Origin of the sequence: Streptomyces sp. NBC_00539, from assembly GCF_036346105.1 — a bacterium.
Taxonomy (GTDB): Bacteria; Actinomycetota; Actinomycetes; order Streptomycetales; family Streptomycetaceae; genus Streptomyces.
Genome location: NZ_CP107811.1, coordinates 837,601 through 857,345 on the forward strand (window position 1 = coordinate 837,601; position 19,745 = coordinate 857,345).

Annotated in this window: 19 protein-coding genes; 8 read left to right on the plus strand and 11 right to left on the minus strand. The window is 74.3% G+C overall.

Going from position 1 to position 19,745, the window contains the following annotated elements; genetic code table 11:
- Position 1: 1 nt before the first annotated feature.
- Positions 2 to 721 (minus strand): TetR/AcrR family transcriptional regulator C-terminal domain-containing protein, encoded by a 720-nt coding sequence (locus OG861_RS03800; RefSeq protein WP_329200525.1) that lies wholly within the window; start codon positions 719 to 721, stop codon positions 2 to 4.
- Between the two features lie 109 nt (positions 722 to 830).
- Here OG861_RS03800 and OG861_RS03805 point away from each other — a divergent pair, with 109 nt between their 5' ends.
- Positions 831 to 1,547 (plus strand): DUF4386 domain-containing protein, encoded by a 717-nt coding sequence (locus tag OG861_RS03805; protein ID WP_330261221.1) that lies wholly within the window; start codon positions 831 to 833, stop codon positions 1,545 to 1,547.
- Between the two features lie 27 nt (positions 1,548 to 1,574).
- On the opposite strand, the gene OG861_RS03810 is transcribed toward OG861_RS03805, so the two are convergent.
- From OG861_RS03810 to OG861_RS03820, 3 genes are all read right to left on the minus strand, one after another.
- Positions 1,575 to 2,459 carry a geranyl diphosphate 2-C-methyltransferase gene (locus OG861_RS03810; protein WP_329200522.1) on the minus strand — a complete coding sequence of 295 codons (885 nt, stop codon included), beginning with the start codon at positions 2,457 to 2,459 and terminating at the stop codon, positions 1,575 to 1,577.
- Positions 2,460 to 2,474: 15 nt separating this feature from the next.
- Positions 2,475 to 3,866, minus strand: coding sequence for a family 2 encapsulin nanocompartment cargo protein terpene cyclase (locus OG861_RS03815; RefSeq protein WP_329200520.1), 1,392 nt, complete (start codon positions 3,864 to 3,866; stop codon positions 2,475 to 2,477).
- A 117-nt stretch (positions 3,867 to 3,983) separates the two neighbouring features.
- Positions 3,984 to 5,396 carry a family 2B encapsulin nanocompartment shell protein gene (locus OG861_RS03820; protein WP_329200518.1) on the minus strand — a complete coding sequence of 471 codons (1,413 nt, stop codon included), beginning with the start codon at positions 5,394 to 5,396 and terminating at the stop codon, positions 3,984 to 3,986.
- 335 nt (positions 5,397 to 5,731) lie between these two features.
- Between OG861_RS03820 and OG861_RS03825 the strand changes: the two genes are divergently transcribed.
- Positions 5,732 to 6,253 carry a gluconokinase gene (locus OG861_RS03825; RefSeq protein WP_329200517.1) on the plus strand — a complete coding sequence of 174 codons (522 nt, stop codon included), beginning with the start codon at positions 5,732 to 5,734 and terminating at the stop codon, positions 6,251 to 6,253.
- Here the strand turns inward: OG861_RS03825 and OG861_RS03830 are convergent.
- From OG861_RS03830 to OG861_RS03845, 4 genes are all read right to left on the minus strand, one after another.
- Positions 6,250 to 6,549, minus strand: coding sequence for a hypothetical protein (locus OG861_RS03830; RefSeq protein ID WP_329200515.1), 300 nt, complete (start codon positions 6,547 to 6,549; stop codon positions 6,250 to 6,252). The two genes, OG861_RS03825 and OG861_RS03830, sit on opposite strands and share 4 nt — an antisense overlap.
- Before the next feature lie 28 nt (positions 6,550 to 6,577).
- Complete coding sequence (locus OG861_RS03835; protein WP_329200513.1) at positions 6,578 to 7,252, minus strand: hypothetical protein; 675 nt, start codon at positions 7,250 to 7,252, stop codon at positions 6,578 to 6,580.
- A gap of 178 nt (positions 7,253 to 7,430) precedes the next feature.
- A complete protein-coding gene (locus OG861_RS03840) occupies positions 7,431 to 8,690 on the minus strand; it encodes a cytochrome P450 (RefSeq protein WP_330261222.1) in 1,260 nt (419 codons plus the stop codon).
- 81 nt (positions 8,691 to 8,771) lie between these two features.
- A complete protein-coding gene (locus OG861_RS03845) occupies positions 8,772 to 9,467 on the minus strand; it encodes a hypothetical protein (protein WP_329200509.1) in 696 nt (231 codons plus the stop codon).
- A gap of 221 nt (positions 9,468 to 9,688) precedes the next feature.
- On the opposite strand from OG861_RS03845, the gene OG861_RS03850 reads away from it, so the two are divergent.
- The 4 genes from OG861_RS03850 (at position 9,689) to OG861_RS03865 (ending at position 13,497) form a co-directional block, all read left to right on the plus strand.
- Positions 9,689 to 10,456: a methyltransferase domain-containing protein gene (locus OG861_RS03850; RefSeq protein ID WP_329200507.1), complete on the plus strand. Its 768-nt coding sequence runs from the start codon at positions 9,689 to 9,691 to the stop codon at positions 10,454 to 10,456.
- Positions 10,453 to 11,250 carry a PIG-L deacetylase family protein gene (locus tag OG861_RS03855; protein WP_330261223.1) on the plus strand — a complete coding sequence of 266 codons (798 nt, stop codon included), beginning with the start codon at positions 10,453 to 10,455 and terminating at the stop codon, positions 11,248 to 11,250. Before OG861_RS03850 ends, OG861_RS03855 begins: the two co-directional genes overlap by 4 nt.
- Positions 11,251 to 11,340: 90 nt before the next feature.
- The gene (locus OG861_RS03860) at positions 11,341 to 12,831 is read left to right on the plus strand and encodes an MFS transporter (RefSeq protein WP_329202580.1); all 1,491 of its coding nucleotides are present in this window, start codon (positions 11,341 to 11,343) and stop codon (positions 12,829 to 12,831) included.
- Between the two features lie 15 nt (positions 12,832 to 12,846).
- Positions 12,847 to 13,497, plus strand: a complete 651-nt coding sequence (locus OG861_RS03865) for a DUF6629 family protein (RefSeq protein WP_329200503.1) — start codon at positions 12,847 to 12,849, stop codon at positions 13,495 to 13,497.
- Here the strand turns inward: OG861_RS03865 and OG861_RS03870 are convergent.
- The 3 genes from OG861_RS03870 to OG861_RS03880 form a co-directional block, all read right to left on the minus strand.
- Complete coding sequence (locus tag OG861_RS03870) at positions 13,461 to 13,625, minus strand: DUF6126 family protein (RefSeq protein ID WP_329200502.1); 165 nt, start codon at positions 13,623 to 13,625, stop codon at positions 13,461 to 13,463. The two genes, OG861_RS03865 and OG861_RS03870, sit on opposite strands and share 37 nt — an antisense overlap.
- A 16-nt stretch (positions 13,626 to 13,641) precedes the next feature.
- Positions 13,642 to 14,301, minus strand: coding sequence for a helix-turn-helix domain-containing protein (locus tag OG861_RS03875; protein ID WP_329200500.1), 660 nt, complete (start codon positions 14,299 to 14,301; stop codon positions 13,642 to 13,644).
- Between the two features lie 62 nt (positions 14,302 to 14,363).
- Positions 14,364 to 15,941, minus strand: a complete 1,578-nt coding sequence (locus OG861_RS03880; RefSeq protein ID WP_330261224.1) for an ATP-dependent DNA ligase — start codon at positions 15,939 to 15,941, stop codon at positions 14,364 to 14,366.
- A 181-nt stretch (positions 15,942 to 16,122) separates the two neighbouring features.
- Here OG861_RS03880 and OG861_RS03885 point away from each other — a divergent pair, with 181 nt between their 5' ends.
- Complete coding sequence (locus OG861_RS03885) at positions 16,123 to 18,858, plus strand: alpha/beta fold hydrolase (RefSeq protein ID WP_329200496.1); 2,736 nt, start codon at positions 16,123 to 16,125, stop codon at positions 18,856 to 18,858.
- A complete protein-coding gene (locus OG861_RS03890) occupies positions 18,855 to 19,724 on the plus strand; it encodes an ABC transporter permease (protein WP_329200494.1) in 870 nt (289 codons plus the stop codon). The genes OG861_RS03885 and OG861_RS03890 overlap by 4 nt, the downstream gene beginning before the upstream one ends.
- Positions 19,725 to 19,745 lie beyond the last annotated feature (21 nt).

A 19,745-nucleotide genomic window follows, 5' to 3' on the forward strand; every position in this document is an offset into this window, starting at 1 on the left:
CCTAGCGCCGCGTGCCGCCCGCGTTCGTGGACTTCCATCCCTGCTTGTGGAGCTTCTCGAAGCCGTCCAGGAGCAGGTCCAGGGCGAACTCGAACTCGAACTGGTCGTCACAGCCCTGGCCCACCACCGACCCCTGGTCGTGGGCCACCGCCCGGGCCAGCTCCGTGACGTGGGGGTACCGCGCCGCGGCCGCGGCCGAAGCCTCGGCCGCGGGACCGGGGTCCGGCGGGGTGGGCTGCGGTGGCGGGGTGTCGTACAGCTCCTGGGTGAAGCCGAGGACCCGGCTCCCGAGAGCGTGCATCACATGGTGGGTGAGGTCGACGGACAGGCCGCCGGCACGGAACGTTCCGATCACCGAGTCCAGGTGGGCGAGTACGGCGGGAGTCGGCCGGCTCCGGGAGCGGAGCACCTGGGAGGCCCAGGCGTGCCCGCGCAGGGCGCTCCGGGCGGAGAGGATCCGGTTGCGGACCGCGTCCTTCCAGTCGGTTCCCGGGGGCGGGTCGTCGATCCCGCCGACGACGACGTCCACCATGCCGTCCAGCAGTTCTTCCTTGCCGGCGACGTGTTTGTAGAGCGCCATCGGTACGACGCCCAATTCCTGGGCCAGCTTGCGCATGCTCAGGCCTTCGATGCCCGTGTCGTCGGCGAGCGCCACGGCCACGCGCAGCACCCGGTCCCGGTTCAGGGGGGACCGGCGTGCGGTCCCGGTCCGTTCCGCCATCCCGGTCGGCTCCCTTCGCAGTCGGTGCCGGAGGCCCGGCTTGACGAGTGTACGCCGTACACCTACTGTGCTCCGCAGGTGTACGCCGTACACCTCCTAGGAGGTCCACATGAGCGCAACCAGGAGAACGGCCGTCCTCGCGGGCGTCTTGTTCCTCGTCACCGAGACAGCGGCGATCGGCGGGCTCACGCTCTACGGACCCGCGCTGCACGGCGCGGCCTACGTCACCGGCTCCGGCGCGGACGTCCGGGTCTTCCTCGGCGCCTTGTCGGAGTTCGTACTCGCCCTCGCCGTGATCGGTACCGGCGTCGTCCTGTTCCCGGTCGTCAAGCGGCACGGCGAAGGGGCCGCCCTGGGCTACGTGTGCGGGCGCCTGCTGGAGGCGGCCGTGATCGTCGTCGGCATCATCAGCGTGCTGTCGGTCGTGACGCTGCGCAGACGATCGGCGGGAGCGGGCACCGGTGACTCCGCCTCCCTCGCCACGGCCGGCGACGCCCTGATCGCGATCCACGACTGGACGTTCCTCTTCGGCCCCAACTTCGTCCTGGGGGCGAACACCCTGGTGCTGGCGTCCCTGATGTACCGCTCGCGGCTCGTGCCCCGCCCCCTCGCCGTGCTCGGCCTGGTCGGCGGGGCCATGATCTGCGCGTCGGCGACCGCCGTGCTGTTCGGCCTCTACCCGCAGGTCTCGGCGGCGGGCTCGCTGGCGGCGCTCCCGGTCTTCGCGTGGGAGGTGACGCTGGCCGTCCGGCTCATCGCCAGGGGCTTCGACCCGGCGCCGCAAGCACGTGCCGGGGCAACGGCGCGGGCCGGGTCCGTCGGATGACGGACCAGGCCCGTGGTCCGGGGCCGGTCACACCCGGTCGGCCGCGATCAGGACGTACTGGAACGAGCCGTCCTTGTAGGAGTTGATGAACGCCTCTTCGATCCCGGTGACCAGCGAGGACGTGGCCCGCAGCTCCCAGTAGGGCAGGGTCTGCGGGGTCAGGTCGATGACGGCCTGCGGTACGAGACGGTTGTCGGCCATGGCCCGCAGGTACTCACGGCGGGAGTGGATGTTGCACTCGAAGTGCGCGTTGATCTGGGAGACCCACTTCGAGGGCTGGCCGTAACGCGGGTTCCAGCAGCCGGTGATGGTCACGTAGCGGCCGCCGACCGCGAGGACGCGGGAGTGCTCGGCGAAGAGGTCCTGCACGTCGACGTACATGCTCGACTCGTTGTTCCAGGAGGCCGCGGCCCGCCCGGTCTCGAAGGGCGTACCGAGCATGTTGCAGACACGGGCCCGGACGTGGTCCTCGATGCCGAGTTCACGGGCGCGCCGGTTCGCGAACTCGGCCTGCTTGGCCGAGAGGGTGACTCCCTCGACCTTGCACCCGAAGCGCTGGTGGGCCATCACCATCGAGCCGCCGCGGCCGCAGCCGGCATCCACGAGCGTGTCGTCCCGACCGATCGGACCGAGGTGGTCCAGCAGGACCTCGGCCTGCGCCGACTCCAGGCGGTGCAGTTCGGCGATCAGCTTCTTCTCGTACGCGCTGTCGCCCGGGTCGCCGAGGGCGGCGTGGTCGACGTCACCGATGCCGTAGTGGTGGTGGTAAAGGCCGTCGACATCGCCGAGCCGCAGGTTCACCGGCCGTGCCTCGACGTCCCAGTAGCGGGCGATGTCGCCCTGGTAGGGCGTCGCCGGGCCGGGGATGAACACGGAGGCGGAGGTGGCCGCGGTGAGATCGGTGCTAGTCACAGATGGATCCAATCCTTACCAGAAGTCGGGGAGGCTGTAGCGATAGGTGTTGGTCTGGTGCCAGTAGTGGTTGCCGTCGACCCATACGGCGACTCCCCGCAGGAAGCGCTGCACGCTGGGAACGGGGCAGGCGGCGGCCAGGGCGGCGGCTTCGGCTTCGAAGTCGCGCATCAGGTCGTTGTGGACCTCGACCGCCTTCAAGTAGCCCTCGCGGTCGGAAACGCCCTCGCGTTCGGCGATCACCACCGGAAGGTTCAAGTGCTTGCCGGGACTGGCGAGTTCCTTGGTGTACGAGTACAGGTCGTTGACGATCGTGGTGGCGTTGCCCGCGAGTGCGATGACCCGCTGCATGGCGGGCTGCGCGTGCAGGTCGGCCGGCAGTTCGTAGCCGCCGACGGTGTCGGTGATGGTGGGGCAGGGGCGGAAGTTGTTGAACTGCCGCATCGCCAGGTACTCCCACACCTCGGGGACGTGGTCGGTCTGGGCCCAGGCGGCTTCGGCGAGATAGCCCAGGTGGAGCCGGGCCATGTCGTGCCGGAACCGGTCGGCCTGGGAGGCCGTGGACTGCTGGACGAAGTACTCCATGGCGGAGCGGTACGCGCGCCGTGGAGCGTCCGCGCCCAGTGACTCCACCCACTGCGGCTGGTACTCCCCCGTCGTGTGGAGGGGGTCGAGGGCGGTGTGCGCCAGCAGGAGGCGTCCGCCGAGACCGATGGGCGAGCCGCCGTGGTCCTCGCAGTAGCAGTCGTCGACCGCGTTCTCCGCGACCATCAGCCGGGTGGCGATCATCAGGTGGTCGACGCTCGCGGCGTCCGGATGGCAGGCGACCATGTAGCGACCGACGGAGAACCCGTCGAACTGGTCCTCCCAGTCCTCGGGGTACAGCTCGACCTCGTCCAGGGCCCAGGCCTTGATCCTCCGGCTGACCTCCTGCACCCGCGCCGCATCGGGCTCCGGCACGGGATGGTGGTACAGGCCCGGGATGGGGCGGCCCTGCGGGGGCTCCGGCGCCTCGGGAACCGCCGGCACGGGTACCCCCGGAGCCACCGGCTGCACGTGCCGGCCGGGGTAGAGGCTCGCCGTACCCAGACCGCTGGGGCCGCGCAGGATCCGTTCCAGGGCGGGGCTCCGCCGCACCACCGCGGCAGCGCCCTCCCGCACGGAGGCGGGCACGTCCGCGTCCACGTCAACGGGTGTTGCCACGGGTGCTGGTGCGGGCGCTCCTGCGGACACGGCCACCGGCGGGGGGAGGGGGACGGCGGGCGGGGAGGGGAGCGCGGGCCCGGAGCCGGCGGCGGCCGCGACACCCGTGGCCTTGGCGAGGACGTCGGCGAGGACATGGGCCCCGAAGCGGGCGGCGGCCCCGGGCAGGCTCGATTGCAGAGGGGAAAGCCCGGGCTCGGGCATCCGTGGCTCCTTGGGGGTGTGGGCGGGCTGTCCCGGACCATGGGCATGCTCGGGCGGCCCGGGACGGTCCGGGCCGTCGTGGGTCATGGGGCGGCCGGCGCGGTCGGGCAGGTCCCGCTACTCGGGCCTGCGGGCGATCCGTACGTTCTCCAGCACGCCCAGCGCGTCGGGCACCAGGACGGCAGCGGAGTAGTAGGTGGTCACCAGGTAGGAGATGATCGACCTTTCGTCGATGCCCATGAAGCGCACCGACAGGCCCGGCTCGTACTCCTCCGCCAGACCGGTCTGACGCAGACCGATGACGCCCTGGTTGTCCTCGCCGGTGCGCATCGCGAGGATGGAGCTGGTGTTCTCTTTGGTGATCGGGATCTTGTTGCAGGGCAGGATCGGGACCCCGCGCCAGGCCGGGACCTGCTGGCCGCCGACGTCGACGTGGTCCGGGTAGAGCCCGTGGGCGTTGAGCTCGCGCCCGATCGCGGCGATCGTCCGGGGGTGCGCGAGGAACAGCTTCGTGCCACGCCGGCGGCAGAGCAGGTCGTCGAGGTCGTCCGGGGTGGGCGGGCCGGAGTGCGTCTGGATCCGCTGCTTGAAGGCGGCGTTGTGGAGCAGACCGAACTCCCGGTTGTTGATCAGCTCGTGCTCCTGGCGCTCGCGCAGCGCCTCGATGGTGAGCCTGAGCTGCTCCTCGGTCTGGTTCATGGGTTCGTTGTAGAGGTCGGCGACCCTCGTGTGGATCCGCAGCACGGTCTGCGCGAGGGACAGTTCGTACTCGCGCGGCTTGAGCTCGTAGTCCACGAAGGTGCCGGGCAGCTCGGCCTCACCGGTGTGGCCGGACGACATCGCGATCTCGGCTTCGCCGTGCTTGTTCTGCCGCTGGCGGGGCAGCGAGCTGAACTGCCGGACGTGCTCCTGCAGATGGGGCGCCGTGGACAGTACGGCGGAGAAGTCGGCGCGGGACAGCGTGAGCAGGGTGCCGCCCGTCTCGGCGGTGGCGGTGCAGTCCCACCTGGCGCCGCCGTCCAGCAGGGCGCTCTCCCCGAAACGGTCGCCGTCGGCGAGTACGGCGACAGCCACCTCGTCGCCGTACTTGCCGACGGAGGTCTGCCGGATCCGGCCGTGGGCGATCAGGTGGATCTGCTCGGCGGGGTCACCGCGTTCGACCAGCACCTCGCCCGCGCGGAAGTCGCGCTGCACGCACCGGCCGGCGATCGCGGTCAGTACGTCCACGTCGTCGAAGCCGCGCAGCAGGGCCAGTTCGCCGAGCTCGCGGGGGATCACCCGGACGTGCGCGCCGTCCTGGAGGAACTCGATGCGCCCGTCCCCGACGGCGTAGCTCAGCCTGCGGTTCACCCGGTAGGCGCCGCCCTTGGTCTCCACCCAGGGAAGCATCCGCAGCAGCCAGCGGGAGGTGATCTCCTGCATCTGCGGAGCGGACTTGGTCGTGGTGGCAAGGTTGCGGGCGGCCGCCGTGCCCAGGCTGGACTGCCGGGGGGGCTCCAGGTGCGCTTCCGGGCTGGTGTCAACGGTCATCGGGCGAGCTCTCCTTAACAAGGGAGGTGATCGGCTTACGTGCACGTCAACCGGTGAAAGAGGAAATAAGAGGCTGAACCTCCGGAATCCGGCCAGATCCATGGGAACGGTAACTGCCGGTACCCCCACTCGGCCCTGTGAAGCCGTGGGTTTACCTCGAAGCGGTGATCTTGCCGCGTGGGGTGTTTGCCGGGGCCGTCGACGGTATTCGGCCTTTGGCCGAGAGCGCCCGGTGGCGGCACGGTCTCCTCTCGGACTCCGCTCTCCGCTTGAATACGTCCTGCCGACCGGCTCCAGCGGGGAGAGCGGCGGCGACGGAGGGGGAGGTGCGTGACATGGGGCAGGGGGCCGGAGCCGGGGGCGTCATCGTGGTGATGGGCGTGGCGGGATCGGGGAAGACGTCCGTGGGCCGGCTGCTCGCGGACGCGCTCGGCCTTCCGTTCGCGGAGGGCGACGCGTTCCACCCGGCGGCCAATGTCGCCAAGATGTCGGGCGGCACGCCCTTGGACGACACCGACCGTCGGCCGTGGCTGGACGCCATCGGCGAGTGGCTCGGCCGGGCGGCGGGGCACGGCGGCGGCGTGGTCTCCGCGTCCGCCCTCAAGCGGGGCTACCGCGACCGGTTGCGCGCGGCGGCGCCCGGGGTGGTCTTCGTCCACCTCACCGGCGAGCGGGCGCTGATCGAGAAGCGGTTGGAGGAGCGCACGGGCCACTTCATGCCGGTCGCGCTGCTGGACTCCCAGCTCGCCGCGCTGGAACCGCTGCAGGACGACGAGGCCGGTGTGGTCGTCGATGTGGCGGGGACGGCCGCGCAGACCGCGGAGCGGGCCGTGACCGCGCTGCGGGAGCGCCCTTAGGGATCCTTGCGGCGGAGCGCCGGTCCCGCCGGGCGCCGCGATCGCCGCGATCGCCGCGGGGCGTCGAGCTGGGCGGCGGCGAGGGTCAGGCCGCCGGCCGCGACGGCGCAGCGCTCGGCGAGCAGGGTGACCTCGGCGTGGAGGGGGTCGGCATACGAGCCCCGGCGCCCGAGGTCGGCGGCGACGGAGCGAAGCCGTTCGGCGTGTGAGCGCAGTGCGTCGGAGTGGGCGCGCAGGCCGTCGGCGGGGCCGGGCGGGCGGCGCCGGCCCCTGGGGGTCGGGGGAAGGTGGTTCATCCGTGTCCTCCGGGGTGGGTCTGGCGGATCACCTGCTGCCACCGGTGCGGCGGGGACCGCGTCCGAGGAAGGCGCGGAAGGCCGCGCCGAGCCCGACCAGCCGCGGGGCGGGCCTGCCCCGGCCGGTGGCGATCTGCCAGCCCGCGTGGTCGTTGAAGGGGTTGTCGTCGGTCAGCGCGTCCCAGGCGAGGATGTCGGCGAAGGACGGGGCCAGCAGGCCGAACGCCCGGCCGGCGCCCCGCTCCCGCAGGATCCCGCGGAACAGCCGGACGGCCTCGCCCTGCCGTCCCGCCTCCGCCGCCCGGAACACGGCGGCGGAGTCCGGATCCGCCATCAGCTCGGGGTGCGCCTCGCGCGCGGCCCGGAGCCTGGCCTTGAGGCCGCACACCGCGAGGCTGACGGCGAGGCTCTCGCGGCCGGCCAGGATCCCGGCGAGCCACCCGGCCCGGGCCGCGCCCCGGCCGCGCGCGGCCCAGCCGAGGCCGGCCGGGTCGGTGAGGGTGCGCAGCAGGGTGCGCCACGCGGGCCCGGGCCGCCCGCCGCGGCCGAGGGAGGCGGCGGGGAGGCGGGCTCCGAGGGCGAGGCCGGAGGCGTAGCGGGCGGCCTCGTCCACGGCGTCGGCCGCCTCGGCCAGCTCCAGGCACAAGGCGCGCAGCAGTTCGGCGTCCTCGGTGGCGGACGCGGAGGTCGGGGTGTCGGGCATGGGCACCTCGGTGGCTCGGATCCGGTCACGGGCTCCGGCGAACGCGTTCACCGGCGGGCTGGGCGGCGGCTCATCGGCGGGGTCGTGAGCCACCTCGTCGGCAGGCTCGACGGCCCGCGCATCGGCCGGCTCGACGGCGGGGTCCTGGGCCGGCTCAACGGCGCTCTCGTGGGCGGGGTCATCGGCGGGCCAGCCCCAGCCGGATCCCGCGCGGGTCGAGCGTCACGGGCAGCGGCCCCATCGGGTCCAGCGCGGGGCGCCCGTCCCGTACCCGGTGTCCGCGCAGCACCTCCGCGCAGAAGGCGGCCACGACGAGCAGGCCCAGCTGGTCCCCGGGGCAGCGGCCCGCTCCGTGGCTGAACGGGGCCATCCGGACGTCCTGGCGCGCCCCGTGGGACGACCACCGTCCGGGTACGAAGACGTGCGCGGCCGGCAGGTGTTCGGGGTCGCGCTGGTGGAACAGGACGGGCAGCAGCACGGCGGTCCCGGCGGGGTGGCGCACCCCTCTCCACTCGGTTTCGGCGCGGGTGACCCGGATCAGGTCCGGCACCACCGGGTAGAGCCGCAGCGATTCCTGGACGCAGGCCCGCAGCCTGGGCAGTTCGCCCGTGCCCGCGTCGGCCGCCCGGGCCTCGGCGGCGGCCACGTCCTGCTCGGCGGGGTGCGCGGCGAGGAGCAGCAGGGTGCGCAGCAGGGTCGCGGGGACGGAGTCCATGGCCTGGAGCCAGTGGCGGGCCCGGCCGGTGGAGTCGGCGTGCCGGCGGGCCCGCCCGATCAGGGTGTGCGGCTCGGCGTGGGCGGCGTACTGCCCGATGCGGGCGGCGGCCTTGTCGGAGAGTTCCCCGACGGCGCGGGTGCGGCCGCCGCGCAACCGGCGCAGCCATCCGGCGAGTTCCTCGTCGTCGGCGGCCTCGTCACCGAGCACCATCCGCCGGCCGGCCCGGGCGACGGCGTGCCGGGCGCGGGCGAGCCGGAGGGTCCCCTGGCCGGTGAGCTGCCGGGCCTCCTCGGCGATGACGGAGAGGAAGGGGGCGCAGGAGGGGTGGACGGCCGTGCCGGACGCGAGGACGGCGTCGTCGATCTCGCGCCGGTCCTCGCGGCTGCCGGGGGGCGCCGAGTAGAACTGGTGGAGGTCCTGCGGGTCGAGGATGACGAGCAGCGTTCCGGACAGACCGCGCACGAGGACGGGTGCTCCGCCGTGCCGGGCGCGCATGGCCCGCAGGGTGGCTGCGGACCAGTGCGGGCGGGCGAGGGCGGGCCAGGTCCGGGCCGTGTGCGGGCGGCGGGTCACGAAGCCGCGTACGAGATCGGGCAGGGCGTGGGTGGCGGCGAAGCGGACCGTCTCGGCCCGCCCGGCCCTGGCGGGCTGCCCGGCTCCGGCGGTCCCGGCTCCGGTCCCGGCCGGGCCGCGGCCGGCCGTCGTGGTCGACTGGGTCATTGCCGGGACCACCTTGCCTGTTCGGTCGGTGACATCGGGATCACCGTACGTCGGGGGTGGTGGGTGCGCGCTCCGGGTGCGCTACGGGAGTGGAGCGGCGAACGCCGCCTCGCGGAACGCGGTGGGCGGCGGGCCGTCCGGGGACGCGGGGACGAGCACCGCCCAGCGGCGCCGGGCGGGCGAGACCCACAGGGCGGGGCCGTCGCCGTGGACCCAGACCCCCGAGGGCGCCGGGCGCCAGAGGAGGCCGCGGGCCGGAGTCAGCTCGCCGGTCCGGATGCGCAGCGACTCGGCGGTCCAGGCGCGGGGGATCGGATGGTCGGCCGGGGAGAGCAGGTGGCGCAGGAACCGGGCGAGGTCGGCGCCGGTGGTGTGCAGGGTGGCGCCGGTGAGGCGGGTACGCGTCATGCCGAGGGGCCGCCAGATGCGTGCGCCGGCGTGCTCGGCGAGCGGCCCGCCGCAGAGGTGCTCCGCGAGCCGGGTCAGTCCGGGGACGCCACCGGGCCGTGTGAGGAGGTGATGGGCGGTGCTCCCGTCGGGCGCCTGGGCCCCGTAGGCGGCGACCGGGGTGTGCAGTGCCAGCTCCCCCTGGGCGACGAGGCTGCCGATGACGGGCCAGAGCGCCAGCACGGCGGCGAGCCCGCTGACATCGAGCCCGCCGTCCTGGTCCCCGCCCGCGGCCTCCACCCCGTCGACCCCGCCGACGGCCCACACGGCTCCGTCCCCGGCGGCCTCGGCCAGTTCCCCCGCGCGCGCCTGCCCACTCCGCAGCGTCATGGTCCCCCACGCTATCCCCCCGCTCCCCCGCCACCGCCCCGCCCCCGCCGCGCCCACCCCCGTCCACCCGTATGCCGGTACGCACGTCCCGCCGCCGGCCGCTGTCCGAAGAGCCGCGTCCAGGAGCGGGACACCATCGACGGACCACTTGTCGCCCGCCTGTGCGGCCGCGGCGATACCGTCCCCGGACGGATGGAGCTCCCGAGAAGTTCGACACCGCGATGACTGCCTGGCAGGAATGGCAGGACGCCCCCTGGGGCCGCCTGCGTTACGCGATCGCCGAGGCGAACCTGGTCCGGCACCTCGAAGGGCCGGGTGAGGGGTCGCTTCGCGTACTGGATCTCGCGGGCGGCGACGGCGGCGATGCGATGCGCCTCGCGGCCCGTGGGCACCACGTCACCGTTGTCGACTACTCCCCCGCCATGCTCGCCGCGGCAACCGCGCGCGCCTCGGCGGCCGGCCTCACGGAGCTGATCACCTGCGTGCAGGCCGACGTGGCTGCTCTGCCCGCGGAGCTTTGCGGGGCGGGCTTCGACGTGGTGTTGTGCCACAACCTCCTGCAGTACGTGGACGACGCGCCGGGTACCCTCGCCACCCCCCTTACTCCACTGAGACCCGGCGGCCTGCTCTCGGTGATGGCCGTCAACCGGCACTCGGCGACCTTGAGACTCGCCGTTCGCGAGGGGGATCCGGCCGCCGCGCGGGCCTCCCTCGGCACCGATCAATCGCGGACCCGGATGTTCGACTCGACGCTGGCGCTCCACGTAGCCGATGAGATCATTGCCGTCCTCCGCGGCCTCGGCTGCCAGGACGTGCAGCACTACGGCATCCGCAGCTTCTGCGACTACATCGCCGACGACGCGCGCAAGTACGACCCGGCGTTCTACGCCGAACTCGAACGCCTGGAGCTCGCCGCCACTGCACGGCCGCCGTACATGCACACCGCCCGGCTCTTCCAGCTGACGGCACGGAAAGGGGAACGGCCGTGACCGCACCCCACGCGTCGAAACCGTCGCTCCTCGGGGTCTTCGCCCACCCCGATGACGAGTCGCTCCTCGTCGGGGGCGTGTTCGCCCGGCACGCCGCCGCCGGCGCGCGCACCGCCGTCGTCACCACCACCTGGGCCCCGGACAGCCATCGGGCCGCCGAGCTCGCCGATGCCCTGGCCGCCCTCGGAGCCGGACGCCCCCGCATGCTCGGGTTCGCCGACGCACGCGTCCCCGAGTCGGCGCCCGGACGGCCGCGGCTGTGTGACGCGCCGTTCGACGAGGTGGTCGGGCTGCTCGTCGGGCACGTGCGCGCGTTCCGTCCGGACATCGTCGTCACCCATGACGCCCACGGCCAGTTGACGGGTCACCCGGACCACGTCCGCACCCATCGGCTGGCCGCCGCCGCGGTACACGCCGCCGGGCTCGAACACCTGTATCCCGGCGCGGGAGCGCCCTGGCGGCCGACCGCCCTCCACCTGGCCACCCATCCGCACTCCGGGGTCGGCGAGCTGGGCCCGCTCCTGGCCCGGGTGGGCAAGAAGCTGTGGAGCGTGCCGGACGAGCACATCACCGCGACGGTCGACGTGAGCGCCTGGCTGGGGCAGAAGTGGGCCGCCATCACCGCGCACCGCAGTGAAGCGGCGCGGGAGCGCTCCCTCCCCGGCATTCTCCTGCGCCTGCCGGCCGACACCCGGGAACGGATCCTCTCCACCGAGTACTACTCCCGCCTCGACACCGGGCCCTCGGCCCCCGGCACGGAGCCGTCCCCCGGCCGGGTGGTGTTTCCGGGGTGAGGGGGTGAGCCTGGTGGCATGACCGGAGCTGTCGAGCCGCCGCGTGAGCCGTCCGTCGGGCGGGTGGTTCCGCCGCCCGTCGAGGGTGGGGTGCCCGATGTGCCGTTGGCCTCGGCACGGGGGCGTTGGATCCTGCTCACCACCGTGCTCGGGTCGAGCATGGCGCTGCTGGACTCGACGGTGGTCAACGTCGCGCTGCCGAGCATCGGAAAGGACCTCGGCGCCGACCTCTCGGTGCTCCAGTGGACGGTGAACGCCTACCTGCTGACCCTGGCCGGGCTGATCCTGGTCGGCGGGGCGCTCGGGGACCGATTCGGGCGGCGGCGGGTCTTCGTGCTGGGCGTCGTGTGGTTCGCCGCCGGTTCCCTGCTGTGCGGGATCGCACCGAACGCCGGTGTGCTGATCGGAGCCCGCGCCCTCCAGGGCATCGGCGGGGCGCTGCTGACACCCGGCTCCCTCGCGTTGATCCAGGGTTCGATCCGGGGCGGCGACCGGGCTCGGGCGGTCGGTCTGTGGTCCGGGCTGGGCGGTGTCGGCGCGGCCGTGGGGCCGTTCCTCGGCGGGTGGCTGGTCGACGGGCCCGGCTGGCGCTGGGTGTTCCTGCTGAACGTGCCGCTGGCCGCGCTGTGCGTGCCGGTGGCGCTGAGACACGTACCGGAGTCACGGGATCCGCAGGCGCACGGGAGGTTCGACGTGGCGGGAGCCGTGATCGGGGCCGCCGCGCTCGGCCTGCTCACCTACGCGTTGATCGAGGCCCGGTCCGGTACCGCGCTGGTGGTCGCCACGGCGGTGGGCGGCCTGCTGCTGGGAGTCCTGTTCGTCTGCGTCGAGCGGCGGAGGCAGTACCCGATGGTGCCGCCGTCGATCTTCGCCTCCCGCCAGTTCACGGCCGTCAACCTCGTCACCCTGTGCGTGTACGCGGCCTTCGGCGGCTTCTTCTTCCTCGTGGTGCTCCAGCTCCAGGTCGTCTGCGGGTACTCGGCGATGGCCGCCGGGGCCGCGCTGCTGCCGACCACGGCGCTGATGCTGCTGCTCTCGGCCCGCGCGGGGGCCCTCGGGGAGCGGATCGGGCCGCGGCTCCCGCTGACCGTGGGCCCGCTGCTGTGCGCGGGCGGGATGCTGCTGATGCTGCGCGTCGGACCGGGCGCCTCGTACCCGTGGGACGTGCTGCCCGCGCTGGTCGTGATGGGGATGGGGATGGTGACGCTGGTGGCTCCGCTGACCGCGACGGTGCTGGCTTCGGTGGATCCCGGCCGGGCCGGCCTGGCCAGCGGCATCAACAACGCCGCCGCGCGGGCCGCCGGGCTGCTCGCGGTGGCCGCGCTGCCGCTGCTCGCGGGAATGGGCCCCGACTCCTACCTCTCCGCGACGCGTTTCGACGCGGCCTTCGGGCGGGCCATGGCCTGGTGCGCGGGGGTGCTCGTGGTGGGAGCGGTGCTGGCGTGGACGACCGTGCGCAACCCCGTTCCGACGGCGTGCCACCCGCTGTGCCGCACGTGCTGCGGGGTGGCCTCGCCACCGCTGGAACCGCCGCGGACGGCGGAGGCGCCCCGCGAACCTCCGCGCGCGGCCAAGGGGTGAGGCCCTCGCACCGCGATGTGCTGGAGCGCGACGGCCGACCTGACGGCGGGCACCGTCATCACCGCCGTGGGGGCGGCCTGCGTGCTGCGCGTGCGGCGGGCGCGCGATCTGCCCGTCGCCGCCCTGCCGCTGCTGCTCGGCGTCCACCAGCTGCTGGAGGCGGCCGTCTGGGACTCCGGCGGGGGCTGCGGCACGGCCGCCACCGCGTGGGCCGCGATCGCCCTGCCGGTGCTGCCGGCGTGGGTGTCGCTGGGGGTGCTGCTGGCGTCCGGGCCGGGGGCGCCGCGACGGCTGTGGTGGCCGGTGGCCGCCGGCCTCGCCACGGCCGGCGTCCTCGCGTACTGCCTCGCCACCGGCCCCGTGTCGGCGGGCATCCGCGGCCGCACCATCGGCTACGGCGTCGACGTGCCGTACCCGGCGCCGGTCCTCGCCGGCTATCTGTTCGCCACGCTGGGTGCCCTGCTGCTCGGCGGTGACCGCCGGCTGCGGCTGCTCGGGGCGGTCCTGGCCGCCGGCGCGGTGGTCTGTGCGGGGCTGTGGCGGCTGGAGTTCGCCTCCACCTGGTGCGCGTTCGCGGCGGTGGCGTCGGTGCTGGTGCTCGGCTGGGTGCGGCGCCGGCCACCGCGCCGTCACTGGTTGCGGGCCCCGAGGACGAAGAGCATGTAGACGAAGCCGGCGAAGAGGTGGCCCACGAAGAGGTAGGCGACGAGCCGGATGACCAGCCCGCGCGGGAACTTGGACTCGATGCGCTTGAGGACGCCCACGGGCTGCTCGGGCGACGGGGTGGGGGGCATGGGTGCGGCTCCTCGGTCAGCGGGGGTTGACGGGGTTCGTGGCCGCCCCGCCGAGGCACAGCCCGGCGAGGCTGCTCTGCAGCAGGGTGTGGACGAACAGGATGTCCGTCCCGGCAGCGCTCGCCGCACCGATCCGGTGCGGGGTGAGCGAGTCGAAGTGCGCGCTGTCGCCCGGCTCCAGCAGGTACTCGGCCTCCCCCAGGTGCAGCCGCAGCGTGCCGGTGAGCACGTACAGCCACTCCTCGCCGGGGTGGACGCGGACCAGCTCGCCCTGCCCGCGGCCGGCCGGGACGTGCACGCGCAGCGCCTGCATGCCGCGGCCGGAGCCGCCGGCCTGCCAGTACGTCCAGCCGTCCGACTCGCGGGCCCCGGGTCCGCCCGCCCTTACGATGGGATCGGCTACGGCCGGGGTCTCGCCGAGCAGCTCGGAGACGGTCGTGCCGTAGGTGCGGGCGAGGCCGAGGAGCAGGGGCAAGGACGGCTGGCGCCGCCCGGTCTCCAGGCGGGACAGGTGTGCGGGCGAGAGCCGGGCCCGGGCGGCGGCGGCTTCCAGCGTCAGTCCGGCGCGGCGGCGCAACTCGCGCAGCTGCGGCGCGACGGCGGGCAGCGCCTCGCCTTCGGCGGGTTCGTCGGCGTCGGCGTGGGTCTCGAAGCCGGGGGCGGGACCGGTGGTCATGTTCCGATTGAGCCAGAGATTTGCCTGTCTGACAATTCCTCTTGCCTCTGAGGCAAAGAGCCTCAGTCCGTGCGGTCGTCGGTCGTGCGGTCCTCGGTCGTGCGGTCCTCGGTCGTGCGGTCGCGGAGCACCGTCTCGACCGTGTCCGCCTCCTGCGCGTTCTTGTCCGGGCGGTACCGCAGCACCCGGGCGAAGCGCAGCGCGACCCCGGCCGGGTAGCGCGGGGAACGCTGCAAGCCGTCGTAGGCGATCTCCACCACGAGCTCCGGACGTACCCACACGGTGTAACCCTCTTCGCGCACCGCGAGTTCCCGCAGCCGTTCGGTCTGCCAGCGCAGCATCTCGTCGGTGAGGCCCTTGAAGGTCTTGCCGAGCATCGCGAAGCTTCCGTCCGCGGCCCGTGCGCCCAGGTGCAGGTTGGACAGCAGGCCGGTGCGCCGCCCGTGGCCCCACTCGGCGGCCAGCACGACGAGGTCCAGGGTGTGCACCGGTTTCACCTTGAGCCACTGCTTGCCGCGCCGGCCGGCGGCGTAGGGAGAGTCGAGGCCCTTGACCACCACGCCCTCGTGCCCCCGGCGCAGCGCTTCGGCCGCGAACGCCTCGGCGTCGGCCGACTGCTCCGCCGGGTCCTCGACGGCCAGTCGGCGCACCCGGGAGGTCTCGGGCACCAGCTCCGCGAGCACCGCGTACCGCTCGCGGACCGGCAGGTCGAGCAGGATGTCGTCCCCGGCGGCCAGGACGTCGAAGAAGTAGGCGCTGACGGGCAGGGTCTGGCGGGCGGCCGCCACGTCCAGCCGGGACCCGACCCGGCTCGCGATCTCCTGGAAGGGCACCGGGCGGCCGTCGGCGCCCTCCCCGATGACCTCGCCGTCGAGGATGAACCGGTCGCCGGGCAAGGTGAGGGCGAGGGCGGCCACCTCGGGGAGCCGGCCCGTGATCTCGTCGAGGGAGCGGGTGTAGACGCGTACGTCCTCTCCCGTGCGGTGGACTTGTACCCGGATGCCGTCCAGCTTCTCCTCCACGGCGCAGGGCCCGAGCGCGGCCACCGCGTCGGCCACTGAGGGGGCGGTGCCCGCGAGCATCGGCTGGACGGGCCGGCCGACGCGCAGCGTGACCGCCCGCAGGGCTTCGGCGCCTTCGGCGAGGACGGCGGCCCCGACCCGGGGCAGCGAGCCGTCCAGCATCACGGCCCGGCGCAGTGCGGCGGCGGGCACCCCCGCGGCGGCGGCCACCCCTTCCAGCGCGACGGCGTCCAGGGCGCCCTGGCGCACCTCTCCGGACAGCAGGCTCCGCAGGAACCGCTGTTCGGGGCCGGTGGCTGCGCCGAACAGGCCGTCCAGGAGGCGGCGCCGCTCGGCCTGCGAGCCGGCACCGGAGACGGCGGCGAGGCGGGTGACGGCAGCGTCGACGGCGCCCACGGTCAGGGTGGGCCGCTCGGCGGGCGCGACCTCCCGGCCGAGCGCGCTCCAGCCGATTCCGGGGCGGCCCTGCGGCAGCCGTCCGGCGAGGTACGCGATGACAAGCGCCGCCTCCTCGGGCGGCGTGGCGGCGAACAGCTCCGCGAGCAGGGCGGTCTTGCGGGAGCGGGCGGAGGTCTCGGCGACCTCCCGGGACACGCGAGCGACCTCGGCCAGCAGCATGCGGACCATAGTGCCGCCGTCGGGCGCCCCGCGCAGGTCGGGGCGCGGGTCGCGGCGAGGGGGCCCGGGCGACGCGTACCGCGAGTGCGGTATCCAGGGCCGCCGGTGTAGTCCTCGAGGACGTCCCGGGCTCAGCCTGAGGGCTCCTCGGCGCACGCGGCCGGACCCGTAGGGTTCCCGTATGAAGCTCCGACTCCCCCGGCGCCGCCGGGACCGTCTCCTCGCCGGCGCCGCCGCGGTCGCCGTCCTGGCGGCGACCGGCACCGTCACGGCCGTGGCCTCCGCCGACGGCCCGGCGGTGCACCGCATGGACCGGGTGGTGCAGATGCCCGGTGCCGGGATCGACCTCTCGTACTTCACCGCCGGCGAGGGGGAAGGGGGCACGGGGAAACGTCCCGCCGTCCTCCTCGGCCACGGCTTCGGCGGCAGCAAGGACGACGTCCGCGCGCAGGCGGAGCGGCTGGCCCGCGACGGGTACGCCGTCCTCACCTGGTCGGCGCGCGGTTTCGGCCACTCGGGCGGCCGGATCGGGCTGAACGACCCCGACCACGAGGTCAAGGACGTCTCCCGGCTCATCGACTGGCTCGCCCTGCGCCCCGAGGTGCGCCTCGACGCGGCCGGCGATCCGCGCGTGGGGGTCGCCGGGGCCTCCTACGGCGGTGCGGCGGCGCTCCTGGCCGCCGGGTACGACCGCCGTGTGGACGCGATCGCCCCGCAGATCACGTACTGGAACCTCGCCGACTCCCTCTTCCCGAACGGCGTGTTCAAGAAGCTGTGGGCCGGTGTCTTCTTCACCACCGGTTCGGCGCAGGGCCTGACGCCGGGTCAGCCGGCCGCCGGGCCCCGAGCCGCCTCCGCCACCGGATCCGCGGCCGCCTCCGCGGCCGGTTGTGGACGGTTCCAGCCGGAGCTCTGCGCGATGTACGAGCGGGTCGCGGTGTCCGGGAAGCCCGACGACGAGGCCCGTGCGCTGCTGGAGCGGCGCAGCCCGTCCGCCGTCGGCGGCGCGATCAAGGTGCCGGCCCTGATCGTGCAGGGCCAGGACGACTCCCTCTTCCCGCTGGACCAGGCCGATGCCATGGCCAGGGCCATCTCCGCGAACGGTGCTCCGGTGGCGGTGGACTGGGCGGCCGGCGGCCATGACGGGGGGATGCGCGAGGCGGTCCGGGTCGAGGCTCGGGTGACCGCCTGGTTCGACCGGTACCTCAAGGGCGACGAAGGCGCGGCCACCGGTCCCGTGTTCCGGGTCTCGCGCTCCGGCGGACTGGACTCGACCGACGGCGCCGTGCGGCTGCGGGGGGCGAGCGGCGACGAGTACCCCGGCCTGTCCTCCGGCCCGCGCGGGTTCGCCCTCGTCGGCCGGGAGCAGAGTTTCGTCAACCCGGCCGGTGCGAGCCCGCCGTCGCTGTCCTCGCTGCCCGGCATCGGCGGACAGCTCGCCGCCTTCGGAGCGGGGCTGTCGCTCGACTTCCCCGGGCAGAACGCCCGGTTCGAGTCGGAGCCGCTGGGCGAGGGCGTACGGATCACCGGCACCCCGACCGTCAAGGTGAGGGTGGGGTCGACGGCCGCGGACGGTTCGGCGGTGCTGTTCGGCAAGGTGTACGACGTCGGGCCCGACGGGCGGCAGGCGGTGCTGCCGGGTCAGTTGGCGGCGCCGGTACGGGTGACGGACGCGGGGCGGGGCCGGAGCGTGGAGCTGCGGCTTCCGGCCGTCGACCACGCCGTCGAGGCCGGGCACCGGCTGCGACTGGTGGTGGCGGCCACTGACTTGGGCTACGCCTCCCCCGCCGAGCCGGCCACGTACACCGTGGCCGTGGAGGGGCCGTTGACGGTGCCCGTCGCCGACGGGGTGCGGACGGCGCCCGGCGGACTGCCCGCCTGGACCTGGGGGCTGCCGCTCGCGGCGGTGGCACTGGCCGCGGGGATCTTGGGGATCCGGAGGACCGGTGGGGGTCGCGGCGGGACCCGGCCGGGCGCACCGCAGCCCGAACCCGCGCGGGCCGACGTACCCCTGGAGATCACCGGGCTGACGAAGCGCTACGCGAAGGCGCGCGACCGCTACGCCGTAAAGGACCTGTCGTTCCGGGTGGAGAAGGGCCAGGTGCTCGGTCTGCTCGGGCCCAACGGCGCCGGGAAGACCACCACCTTGCGGATGCTGATGGGGCTGATCACCCCGGACGCCGGGGAGATCCGGGTGTTCGGGCACGCGGTGCGGGCCGGGGCCCCGGTGCTGTCGCGGGTCGGGGCCTTCGTGGAGGGCGCCGGTTTCCTGCCGCACCTGACGGGCCGGGCCAACCTGGAGCTGTACTGGCAGGCCACCGGCCGGCCCGCCGAGGACGCGCACATGGCGGAGGCGCTGGAGATCGCCGGGCTCGGCGACGCCCTGGAGCGCGCGGTGCGCACGTACTCGCAGGGCATGCGGCAGCGGCTCGCGATCGCGCAGGCCATGCTCGGGATGCCGGACCTGCTGATCCTGGACGAGCCGACGAACGGCCTGGACCCTCCGCAGATCCGGGAGATGCGGGACGTGATGATCCGGTACGCGGCCGGCGGGCGGACCGTGATCGTCTCCAGCCACCTGCTGGCGGAGGTCGAGCAGTCGTGCACGCACCTGGTGGTCATGGACCGCGGGCGGCTCGTGCGGGCCGGTGAGGTCGCGGAGATCACCGGTGGCGGGGACACCCTGCTGGTGGCCCTGGCCGGGCCGGTGGACGAGGGCGTGGTCGAGAAGGTGGCGGCGCTGGAGGGAGTGGGTTCCGTGGTGGCCGCAGATGCGGGGCTGCTCGTACGGCTCGACGGTGCGAGCGCCGCCGGGCTGATCGCCGAACTCGTCCGGCTGGAGGTCCCGGTGTCCGCGGTGGGCCCGCACCGGAGGCTGGAAGACGCGTTCTTGACGCTGATCGGAGGTGCGGCGTGACGGCTGTGGTGGAGACGGCCCCGGGGTACCGGCCCGGGCGGACGCTCCCGCTGCGCGTGGAGGCGCTGCGGCAGTGGCGCAGGCGGCGGACGCTGGTGATGGGCGGGGTGCTGGCGGCGCTGCCCTTCATCATGATCATCGCGTTCGCGGTGGGCGGAGGTCAGGACGGCGGCGGCCGGGGCGGCGCGGAGGGGCGGGTCACGCTCATCGACACCGCCACCGCCTCGGGCGCCAACTTCGCGGCGACCTGCCTCTTCGTGTCGGCGGGGTTCCTGCTGGTGGTGCCGGTGGCCCTGTTCTGCGGGGACGCGGTGGCGTCGGAGGCGAGCTGGTCCTCGCTGCGCTACCTGCTGGCCTCGCCGGTGCCGAGGGCGCGGCTGCTGTGGAGCAAGCTCGTGGTCGCGCTGGGGTTCAGTCTGGCGGCGATGGTGCTGCTGCCGGTAGTGGCGCTGGCGGCGGGCACGGCCGCGTACGGGTGGGGCCCGCTCAGGCTGCCCACCGGCGGTGCGCTGGACGCCGGTGACGCCGTGCCGCGCCTGGCGCTGGTCGTCGTGTTCGTCTTCGTGTCGCAGCTGGTGACGGCGGGGCTGGCGTTCTGGCTGTCGACGCGGACCGACGCGCCGCTCGGCGCGGTGGGCGGTGCGGTCGGGCTGACGATCGTCGGGAACGTGCTGGACGCGGTGACCGCGCTCGGCTCCTGGCGGGAGTTCCTGCCCGCGCACTGGCAGTTCGCGTGGGCGGACGCGCTCCAGCCGCAGCTGGAGTGGGGCGGGATGATCAAGGGTGCCGCGGTGTCGGTGTCGTACGCGGTGGTGCTGTTCGCGCTCGCGTTCCGGGGGTTCGCCCGGAAGGACATCGTGTCCTGAGGGCGGCCGGGGCCGTACGCA

What these genes read in the sequence shown, in the direction of transcription:
- OG861_RS03815 (WP_329200520.1), bottom strand. Translation starts at nt 3,866, where the DNA reads ATGCCCGAGCCCGGGCTTTCCCCTCTGCAATCGAGCCTGCCCGGGGCC.
- OG861_RS03835 (WP_329200513.1), bottom strand. Translation starts at nt 7,252, where the DNA reads ATGCCCGACACCCCGACCTCCGCGTCCGCCACCGAGGACGCCGAACTG.
- OG861_RS03865 (WP_329200503.1), top strand. Translation starts at nt 12,847, where the DNA reads ATGTGCTGGAGCGCGACGGCCGACCTGACGGCGGGCACCGTCATCACC.
- OG861_RS03870 (WP_329200502.1), bottom strand. Translation starts at nt 13,625, where the DNA reads ATGCCCCCCACCCCGTCGCCCGAGCAGCCCGTGGGCGTCCTCAAGCGC.
- OG861_RS03880 (WP_330261224.1), bottom strand. Translation starts at nt 15,941, where the DNA reads ATGCTGCTGGCCGAGGTCGCTCGCGTGTCCCGGGAGGTCGCCGAGACC.
- OG861_RS03875 (WP_329200500.1), bottom strand. Translation starts at nt 14,301, where the DNA reads ATGACCACCGGTCCCGCCCCCGGCTTCGAGACCCACGCCGACGCCGAC.
- OG861_RS03805 (WP_330261221.1), top strand. Translation starts at nt 831, where the DNA reads ATGAGCGCAACCAGGAGAACGGCCGTCCTCGCGGGCGTCTTGTTCCTC.
- OG861_RS03820 (WP_329200518.1), bottom strand. Translation starts at nt 5,396, where the DNA reads ATGACCGTTGACACCAGCCCGGAAGCGCACCTGGAGCCCCCCCGGCAG.
- OG861_RS03830 (WP_329200515.1), bottom strand. Translation starts at nt 6,549, where the DNA reads ATGAACCACCTTCCCCCGACCCCCAGGGGCCGGCGCCGCCCGCCCGGC.
- OG861_RS03850 (WP_329200507.1), top strand. Translation starts at nt 9,689, where the DNA reads ATGACTGCCTGGCAGGAATGGCAGGACGCCCCCTGGGGCCGCCTGCGT.
- OG861_RS03840 (WP_330261222.1), bottom strand. Translation starts at nt 8,690, where the DNA reads ATGACCCAGTCGACCACGACGGCCGGCCGCGGCCCGGCCGGGACCGGA.
- OG861_RS03845 (WP_329200509.1), bottom strand. Translation starts at nt 9,467, where the DNA reads ATGACGCTGCGGAGTGGGCAGGCGCGCGCGGGGGAACTGGCCGAGGCC.
- OG861_RS03885 (WP_329200496.1), top strand. Translation starts at nt 16,123, where the DNA reads ATGAAGCTCCGACTCCCCCGGCGCCGCCGGGACCGTCTCCTCGCCGGC.
- OG861_RS03800 (WP_329200525.1), bottom strand. Translation starts at nt 721, where the DNA reads ATGGCGGAACGGACCGGGACCGCACGCCGGTCCCCCCTGAACCGGGAC.
- OG861_RS03825 (WP_329200517.1), top strand. Translation starts at nt 5,732, where the DNA reads ATGGGGCAGGGGGCCGGAGCCGGGGGCGTCATCGTGGTGATGGGCGTG.